Genomic DNA, 9,154 nt, shown 5'->3' on the forward strand with positions numbered 1-9,154 from the left:
AAATGATCTAGTGCACCTGGACGGTATGTCAAACCATAATCAGGTTACTTATGAATAGCACATTGAACTCTGATTAGGTCGCCTGCGCCGTTTTTGAAGAGTGAATCGCCTCGGCCGGCAAGCGTTTCGGCTCCACTGTCATCAAGTATAACGCGGCTGTCTCCCGCTGTCCTCACCTTCAGTGCTATGACTGCTGGTAGATTAGCTCTGATCACAGAACTCACGATAGTAGCCAGAGGCTTTTGAGTGGCTAGAATTACGTGAATGCCAGCTGCCCTCGCTTTTTGCGCTAATCGACGCAGTAGCGTTTCAATGATGGGCTTATTGCCCGGGTCTTCGTCCAATAAGTCGGAGTACTCGTCAAGCACCACCAACCAGCGGGGTATCTTCTTGCCCGGCTCAGCGACCATTTGGTTGTACTGCACAATGTCCTTCGCCGCCTTATTATGGGCTGCGCGCAACTCTTTCCCCACAAAAGCTTGGTATCGAGACTCCATCTCCTGAACACAGCCCTCTAGCAAAGCAATGGCGTCAGCTGAAGTTGTACCGTTCGGTTGCGGAACGTGGGGCAAACTTTCAAAATCGATGAGCTCATTGCCTTTGGGGTCAACCAAAAACATGTTCAGCTCGGTCGACTCATAGAGTTGGGCTGCCCCCCGTATAAGCGTATCAAGCACCACAGACTTACCCGAACCCGTAGTTCCCGCTAGCAAGAGGTGAGGAGAGTTCGAGGAAGAGAAGTTGAGGTTTACCACATTACCGTCTACATCCATCCCAAACGGAATTTCAAAGTCATCCGACTTTGTGAAGCTTCCCCATATATGGGCTGTCGTAACAACCACCTTTTGGTTATCCTGCTTCGGTACTTCAACCCACACCTTGCCTTTGTCTTGAAAAACCCGCACCTGCTGGCCAGCATTCAGTTTGAGGGCAATGTTCAACTCCTGGCCTGCATTTACTATCTTTTTAAAGGTCGTGCTAGGCTGCGGACGCACCTCGAGTTTATAAAATGCCGGCCCCTCCAGAAAGTTGATTTCCGAAGCTATGTCCTTTTTAATGGCAACATTAATCGCCGTCAGTTTACTATAAACTGCTTCATATATGGATAAAATTTCTTGTTTATCAATCTTATCAAATACCAGCTTGTTGTTAGTGGCCACCACTGCCTTATGTTCAACCCTAGGAAGGAGGGAAGCCTCCACCTCAATAGCAACCACCTGAGGCGTAGCCTGTGGACGGATTTCGTGGTGAGTGACTTTGTGAGGGTGATACTTGCTAAACAAAAGCTGCCGTGCTTCTATAGTGTGCACTTTGCTTTCATGAAACCGCACCTTCAAATCATCAATGCTTTCGGTGATGTAATCAAGGGCATCCTGCTTGAGTAATTCTATAATGCATGCGTCGTCCTCGTACCGCAACGAGCGAACCATAAACTCATCAGTCCACGTGTACTTAAGAACTGCGTATTCACCAATGTATTCTTGTAGATGGCTGCTGACTATAAATTGGTCGTTGAGCAGTTCCTTGCGCCACTCCGCTACTTTCAGCCACTTTTCCTGATATGCTGGCCATACTTCATATAGCGCGTATTTCTCTGCACCTATCAGGGCAAGCTTTGCAAAAAAATTGCGGTAAATTTTCGCTGTGAAGCTTTTGTCCTCGATAAGATAGCTGTTCAGTAGCTCCAGGGTCTTACGTCCCTGCTCTAATGCTTTACGCTCAACGCTGGCATCATTTTTCCCGATTTTAACTTCCAGTGGATACAGGGTCATCAGCAATTGATGATCCCTTTGCTCTAAGCCAATTAGGAGGATGTCATCGGTGAATTTACCCTGCCCCTCCAGGTTTTTTACCGAAAACAGACCCTCTGCTTGCGTTAATCCAATTGGACGCGAAATGCGCAGGATTTCTTCTAGCGATATTGGTATCCAGGTGATGTTCTCGTGATGGAAAACGGCCAAAGCGGTTTTAACCGCACTTAGCAAGCTAAGCTTTTCGAGTTTAGAGTGGTCACCTGTAACGGTAGCATCATGCATGTGAAGTAACCAGTTCCCATTCACGGCATTAAACATGTTAATGATGTGAACGATATCTAGCCGGGTCGCGTCAACGCCTTCTGCTTGAAGAGACTCCAAAATGGTTGCCCGATAGGGCTCCCACTTGCTTGTTATGGTTATAGCATCATACCCACTAGCATTATTGTACTGGTCACTGTAGTGTATGATTACTACATCTTTAAAGTTCTTGAAAAAGCTTAGGTCAACCCGTGGGTTGATAAAGGTGACCCATAACGAAGAATAGGCTACCTTTTCAAAGGTGCTGCGCGAGTTTTTGCTTACTACTAAAGCGTTGGTTACGCCCTGCGAAAATGGGTCTTCAGTAACTGCAACCGTAGCATAAGCATTATACAAGGAGGCTAATGACGTTAACAAGCCTCGCTTGGATGATATATGCTTTGTGCCAAACCCCGTACGGTAAGAGTCCGCTTCGTGAACGGAGGGAACGTCCGAAAGCAAGCCATTCAGACTAATTCCCGTTGGAATATTATCAGAGCTGTAATGTGACTTTTTTACCTCGCTAGGGTCAAATTCATAGAAGGAAAGATGAGAGTAGGCGTACTGTTCATCCTCTAGCTTGAAAAACGACACCTTGGTATTGAAGGCTTCTAACAAATCTGTAACCGTATCGGGAGCCACATTAAGTTTTACGCCAATCTCTTTTTCGACGAAGTTGGGATTATTCCATAATGTTATCTCCTCAAACTTCGTAGAATAATCGGTCGAACCATAGATATTGACTCTTATCGCTAAGGCGTGTTCAACGCCATTCTTAGCGCTCTTGCTTAAGAATTTGGCATAATAATCCAGTATGCCCTGCAGCACTTCCTGGCAATCCCCCTGGTTAATAACGTTGATTTTTAGTGCAGGCTTGTTGTCAACGAACAACACCGAGAAGTGAGTGATAAATTGCTCAATCTTCTCAAGTACCAGCCTCGGAATGAAGTCACGAGTCGAATGCTTACTTATTTCGTCGGAATAGTAGTATTGCCACTCAGGCGAATGGCTCTGGCTAAGGGTCTGATAATACAGATAATTTGAATTCCGACCCTTAACATCCACTTTGATGAAGGGAAGAAGATTGGCCGGAGAAAACTTGCTCAACAAGTATTTCGGCAAGGAGTGATGTTGTACCTCGTTTCTTATCGCTAGCTGATAAGCAACATTTAGAGGATGAAGCGGTGTGCATATGAGCATTCGCTCTGCCACCAGCTCTTGCACCGTCCCAATGTAGAGTAGCTTCTTATCACTCTTGCTCACGGCGCTGTTATCTTCTAGCCGTTGGAGTCGGTCAATAAAGGTTTCTACATAGGAAGCATACAGGTTGGCGAGCTCATCATCAATAAACGCCAGGCTCGGTAACAAGCCCTTGCGGACGAAGTAGTTGATAATGCTCTGGTAAGTTTGGTAGATGGGGTCTTCATTCGGTATAGAGTCCCGCACTTCCAACGTCCCATCAAGTAACTGGTAGTGTGCCAGAGCCGATGAGCGGATTAGTTGCTCTTCAAGCTTGAGATTATTTCTGAAGGCAGCAACTGGATAATACTTATGGGTACCCTGGGTGAGAATTATGGTTTCGTAGCCCGCATTAGACTCCGACACATAAGTTCTGAAAGACTCTGAATGTACCCGCTTCAGATTCCACACATCCAGGCCTGATATCTCTTTCGCCCGATTCGCATGGGTTGTGATGCGTGCGGGAAGTACCACTCCCTCAAACACCAGATTGATCTCTTTGAGCTCTTGGTCAAATTCGTAGGAGCTTTCCTTGACTTCAACAAAAGCATCAGGCTCAGTGGAAAAAGGATACTCGGTACCCAGTTCTAAGTCCTGCACCAACAACGGAGGCCATCCCTGCCTCAAATTGAGCACTTCGGTGTCAAGAGCCAAGTGAATACTTTTCTTAGCCTCCTTAACTAGGTAGTGGGGTTTAAGCCCTTCAATCAAAGTGTGCTCAATAGGTAGGATGAGAATGAAAAAGACGAAAGTGTAGTTCTTGTGCTTATAAGTAATTTTAGAATACGCTAATTCATTAGGATTTTGGAGCTTAATATCGAAGAGTATAGACTTGTGGACTATTTGTATTGTTGTACTACTATTTAAACAGGTCGATTTGGGCGTTCCATCTTTCAGTTTTGCATTGAAATCGATGGAGTGGGATATGACCTCTTTACCATCAGGATTAAAAATGATGATGTGACGCCGTTTCTTTTGGGTTGCCGTGTCACCCTCAACCTTACTCCAGCAGATGAGCTTATCTTCTGTTTCCCCCTTGTCTTCAAGGATGAAAGGAATGGTGACCTTATTTTTGTCATCGTTCCACTTCACCAGGTCAACGAAGTCGGTCTCCTTCCAATGGTCCTCGTTCTTGATTATTTTACTTACACCAGCGGTGCTAAAGTGCTTATCTAGAACATTCTCAACGCCTCCATACTGGAAGCCGTTATTTATCTCAGTATACCATTCTTCATTTTTCTGCAGCCTCTTCTTTATCTCGGCCTCCTTGGTAGTATTGGCAAGGTCCTGATCAGGGAATATACTCAAAGCTGCATAGTCCTTTAAGGTAATAGTGCCTTGCTCCAAAATGGAGAAGTAGGCCTCGAAGTCAAAGAGGTTGTAGCTCTCGTCGGCTTCTACTCCAAGCCGATTCAGCGATTCAGATAAAATAACCTTTTCGTATTTCTTTAAGCTCGTTGATTTTGCCGCATCTTCGGTGATGTTCTGTCGAAGCGACTGGTAGTTCAAGGGCATGCCGGCATCCATAAGGTTTTTACAACCTCCGATAATGCTGTCCAGCGAGGTGTTATGTATGAATAACACCGCTGCACCTTTGAACTCCGGGGTGCTTTGCTCCACAACCCTGTTTCGGAGCGCCGTTAGGAAGTCTCCTTCTACATTGTTACTGGTTGCAATAATTAGGTCGCAGCCCTTATAGACAAGTTTCAGCGTCTCATAATTCTTATAGGAGAATTTTCCAACCTCAACCCCCTCGTAATCAATAGCTTTTGCCTGTAAGCCAGCCTGCTGACCGAGAACATCATCACGATGTTCAAAGGATACTTGGTAATGGTCTCCTGCCAGGAAATCCGAGTTTGCGAAGAAGTCTAGTATAACCCCAGCTGTATATTCAAAAAAACTTGCGTTGTGCATGGGTACACTAGTTCAGGTGTTTAACATATTGCCCATCGCCGCTGTCACTCTTCTTTTCTAGCATGTTCACCTTTTCGTAATAGTCAATCAAATGGGTCCAGGATATGCCGTCCAGAAATATGCCCCGGTCTTCAAACTCCTTTCGGAGGTCTTTCAAGCGAACTTTGTCCTGGGCCCCAATGCTCAGGGTAGTGAGGAAGAGTACGTCTGCGTGCTTGAGGCTTAAGGAATAACCATTTGGTCCTCTTTTCTTGCCGAAATTGAATTTGGCAAACTGAACGAACAGGTGTTTATAAGCCCTCAGCTGGCGTTTCTTTGTCGTTGTGAACTGATACTCGATGGATTTCCAAAGGGTATTGATTGCCCTTTGAACTGGCATCCTCTCAGCATCATTATGACTCAGCGGTAGATTAGCCCACTCCACCTGGGGGTTCTTCTCTTTATAGAATACAGTAACTTGGTCGATGGTATTAGCCAGCTGCCGATGATCAGCATCGGCTGACTGTTTCACAAATGACTCTATTTCATTATAGCCGGTACGTGCAATTGGTAGGTTGATGTAACTGAGAAGCTCAAAGGTGTTGGCATGTATAAACATTGAGTCCAACATGGCGTCAAACAACTTCCAGCCATTATTAGAGGCAGGACGAGAAGCCTGAAGCTTCTCCCAATCCAGCGAGAAAAATATTATTGGCTTTTTAGCTTGAGCGATAAAAGAATTTAGCTCTAAACTTAAATCTGTTACAGATCGAAAAAAATAAAATTTTATCAACGTCGGAAAATACTCGACAAATTTATATTTATGGTTGTTAGCTATTAAAAAATTAAAATCATCCTTAAATTTTGCTTTGATAGTTTCCGAGGGCATGTAAAAATGCTCATCTTCTTTCAATTCCTGGACTGTAGGAGGGAAGGATGTGGAAAGCAGTTTGTAAAGCAGGTTCTGAGGCTCGCCTTTCGCCATGGTTCGAAACGCTGCCTTCAGCTCATCGTCAAATAGCAGAGAGGTGATGTACCTTGCTATATTTGTAAGTGCCTCGATTGGGTATGCAAAATTCAAATAAGCATACACTTCGGTGTCATATGCATACAGTCGGCCACTGTCATCAAATGCGACTTTTTCTATTATGTCGGTCAAGGCCGCAGGGTTCGAGGCACTAGCCTTTAAACAAGCCTGCTGAATAAACTCAGCTTTGTTGAAATTGGTTTTATGCGAAAGCGCAGCGCATTCGCGGTAGCAAGCAGCTGCTATTCCTCCAAAGTCTACTAAGTCATATTCCATTTTAAAGACTTTGGCGTCATTGGCAGCAAATGGAAAAAGCTTTGCTCGTTTGCCGGTATTGTGCTTGAATGTGCCCTCTTTCGCGAGCATATTTTTCTTGACCCCTTCCAGGTCGAATGAGATACTTGACATATTATTCGAATTGGAAGGTATCAAAGCCTGCATCGTATTTCAGAGTGTGCGTTTCTTGTATTTGTCCCTGGTAAACCTGTATGGTTAAGTCCTTAGTCGAAGATTGATGATTGCTAATACGGTCCACAAAGGTTGAAAAATCAAGATGTTCTCGTTTGTCTACTAAGTTGACACGGTAGCCCTTGTTCATATCCACGGCAAGCTTATAAAGGTTATAGTCTACTGTTGTATCGAAAACCGTAGAATCATTTTTTATTTTAAACGAAATAGGGGCAAATTTTACGAATCGGTATATTGATGGTGTGCTGTTTTGACTTTGAACAGCAGGGCTGAACTCCAAAACGAGCTCGTGAGTAATCTTATAGGCCGTTTGGTCTTTACCCACGCCAATATTCACTGACTTGCCACTATCCTTGGTTGTCCCATTCCAACGGTAAATAGCATTCATCATGTTGTTGTAAAGCGGCTTAAGACCTGCTTTATCTCCAGAATGGTAGCTGAATAGTATTCGAGTGTATTCTGTGAAACTCTCATTCTTGTCAATCAAGTCTGTATTGCTTTGCAATAGGTAGTTGAGCCGGACAAATAGCTTGACACGCTCTTGTACATCAACAGTCTCTATCGAAGCGGATAATTGTGAATGCCCTTGAACTAAGCCTTCATTGATAAAGTGCTTGAGCGGAGCCCGGGTCTTTCCTAACGTGGTTATTAATTTATCAAGCTCTTCATTTCCCTCTTTTATCGGGTCGTACTTGCTTATAAGCTTTAGTATATTTGAAGTGCCAGCGTTGTCGAAAAGGAGGGATGGTAATATGTCGTAATGGAACTGGTGTTTTCCAGTGCCATCATCTAATAAGTCGATTACTTTGTCATAAGGAAGATTAGCAAATCTGGGCGCGACGAGAATATCATAAATCCAATTCAACAGTTGCCTGATTGAGATGATAACTTTATCCTTTACAAGGATGAATATTATTAACTTCGAAAGTGATTCTTGAACTTTCTTATCAGAAATTAAATCGTAATTGTATTTAATTGGGCAGTTATCAAGATTCTGGTTTTCGGCATACGTTTCCTGGTAAGCATTGTAAAATGGATTATTTTTGCTTGGTTTTGTTATCTTCTCCAGTAATTCCAATAAGATGTCAGCCTTGGCTCCTTCTTTAGTTAAGGAGAAAATATGGTAATCAGCAAGGTTTATAAAACTGAAATAGTCACTTTCTATTTCTGCTACCGCCCCACCCTCCTCCATAATATTATTCTTCTCGATATACTCGCCCAGTATGGTGAAAAGATCTCCTTTTGCAGCCAGGAAGTTAGCTAAGGTGCCTAGGTTTATCGCGACTATCGTCTTTGAGGTATTTGAGGTATCCGCGAGCTGTGCGTCGTTGAAAGGAGCCAGGACCTCAGAAAGCGTTTCGATATAGGTCTTGTTAATGTCATTGCTCTCTGTGGCATCATTGTGCAAGGTGTACCTGCCAAGTTCCGCAGCATGGGCTTCCCACATTTTAGACATGAGGTGTGACTTGCCATCACCAACATTGCCGATGACGAATATTAACCTAGGCTTGCTTTGGGCACTTCCTAGGGATATAATTGAACTCAGCCGCTCTTCCACGCTACGTTTGACGTGCAAGTAGTTTTTCAAAGCCCCGGTAGTGGCACTATCGCCGTTTACTATGGCGTCTTTTGATGAAATACGAAGGGTATCAAGTAGACTTTTCAGGCTCATATATAGATGGCAAGGGTAACGAGTCTGCTGCAGAAGAGCAGCTTAGGGTAGTAATACCCTTTCTGATTGCGTCGTAGATGTGTATGTTAAGCTATACCTTTTGCTTTCAGGCTTACTTAAACTAGCTAAAGGTAGGCTGAAACCGAACTTGGACAAATAAGATGTTTGACATACCGCTACCTGAAGATGCCCGATTAGACATAGCGAAACTCACCGCTGTTTTCGGGGATACTACTAACTCATATAAGTTTTACTGGTTGCTTGCCATACTTGAGAGCTTAGAAATCAGCTCTAATAACCGCGTCACTTTGCGTGAGCTGTCTCTCCTAATGATGGCAGGTGTGTGGTATCCACTCGATTATTTCAAACTCTCCTTCGGTAAGCAGGACGGATTTAAGCCTATAGCCGATACCATCTCAAGTTATTTAACCGTTGATAACCGGCCTACTGCACCAAGCCTTTTGGCTCAACTCAAGCTATCACTTTCATCCACGGAGTTAGAAATGCTTTACAAGCAAGTGGGAGAGTTGCTCCGGTGGGTACCTTACCGATTCATTCGCCCTTTCTTTGCTTCAGAGACGCGAGGACTGCCTGAGCATAAGGTCAACGGCCGAATAGCTGAATTAGCTGCCACAAGTGCCCGCGCTCCATACCGACTTACAAACGGTGCAATTGAGATACATGATGCTTGGGCTGATTACCTCCGAAGCCATAGTTCAATCCTTGGGGTGGTCTAGTGGAAACGGACAGGGAGCTAAGGTAGGTGTTGGAACAGGTCAGCTTCAAATTGATGGGGCGAGC

General features: G+C 44.3%; 4 protein-coding genes. 1 reads left to right on the forward strand and 3 read right to left on the reverse strand.

The features are described from left to right. Positions 1-44 precede the first annotated feature (44 nt). Genes J0X19_RS23135 through dptF form a run of 3 tightly spaced genes read right to left on the reverse strand, consistent with a single transcriptional unit; the run spans position 45 to position 8,353 of the window. The gene (locus J0X19_RS23135; protein ID WP_206986794.1) at positions 45-5,207 is read right to left on the reverse strand and encodes an FtsK/SpoIIIE domain-containing protein; all 5,163 of its coding nucleotides are present in this window, start codon (positions 5,205-5,207) and stop codon (positions 45-47) included. A 7-nt stretch (positions 5,208-5,214) separates the two neighbouring features. After that, positions 5,215-6,621, reverse strand: coding sequence for a DNA phosphorothioation-dependent restriction protein DptG (dptG, locus tag J0X19_RS23140; protein ID WP_206986795.1), 1,407 nt, complete (start codon positions 6,619-6,621; stop codon positions 5,215-5,217). 1 nt (position 6,622) lies between these two features. Next, entirely contained in the window at positions 6,623-8,353 is a 1,731-nt protein-coding gene (gene dptF, locus J0X19_RS23145) for a DNA phosphorothioation-dependent restriction protein DptF (RefSeq protein ID WP_206986796.1), read from the reverse strand. Positions 8,354-8,514: 161 nt separating this feature from the next. On the opposite strand from dptF, the gene J0X19_RS23150 reads away from it, so the two are divergent. After that, positions 8,515-9,090 (forward strand): hypothetical protein, encoded by a 576-nt coding sequence (locus J0X19_RS23150; RefSeq protein ID WP_206986797.1) that lies wholly within the window; start codon positions 8,515-8,517, stop codon positions 9,088-9,090. Positions 9,091-9,154: the final 64 nt, after the last annotated feature.

It is taken from the genome of Hymenobacter telluris (genome assembly GCF_017313265.1).
Taxonomy (GTDB): domain Bacteria; phylum Bacteroidota; class Bacteroidia; order Cytophagales; family Hymenobacteraceae; genus Hymenobacter; species Hymenobacter telluris.

What these genes read in the sequence shown, in the direction of transcription:
- dptF (WP_206986796.1), bottom strand. Translation starts at nt 8,353, where the DNA reads ATGAGCCTGAAAAGTCTACTTGATACCCTTCGTATTTCATCAAAAGAC.
- dptG (WP_206986795.1), bottom strand. Translation starts at nt 6,621, where the DNA reads ATGTCAAGTATCTCATTCGACCTGGAAGGGGTCAAGAAAAATATGCTC.
- J0X19_RS23150 (WP_206986797.1), top strand. Translation starts at nt 8,515, where the DNA reads ATGTTTGACATACCGCTACCTGAAGATGCCCGATTAGACATAGCGAAA.
- J0X19_RS23135 (WP_206986794.1), bottom strand. Translation starts at nt 5,207, where the DNA reads ATGCACAACGCAAGTTTTTTTGAATATACAGCTGGGGTTATACTAGAC.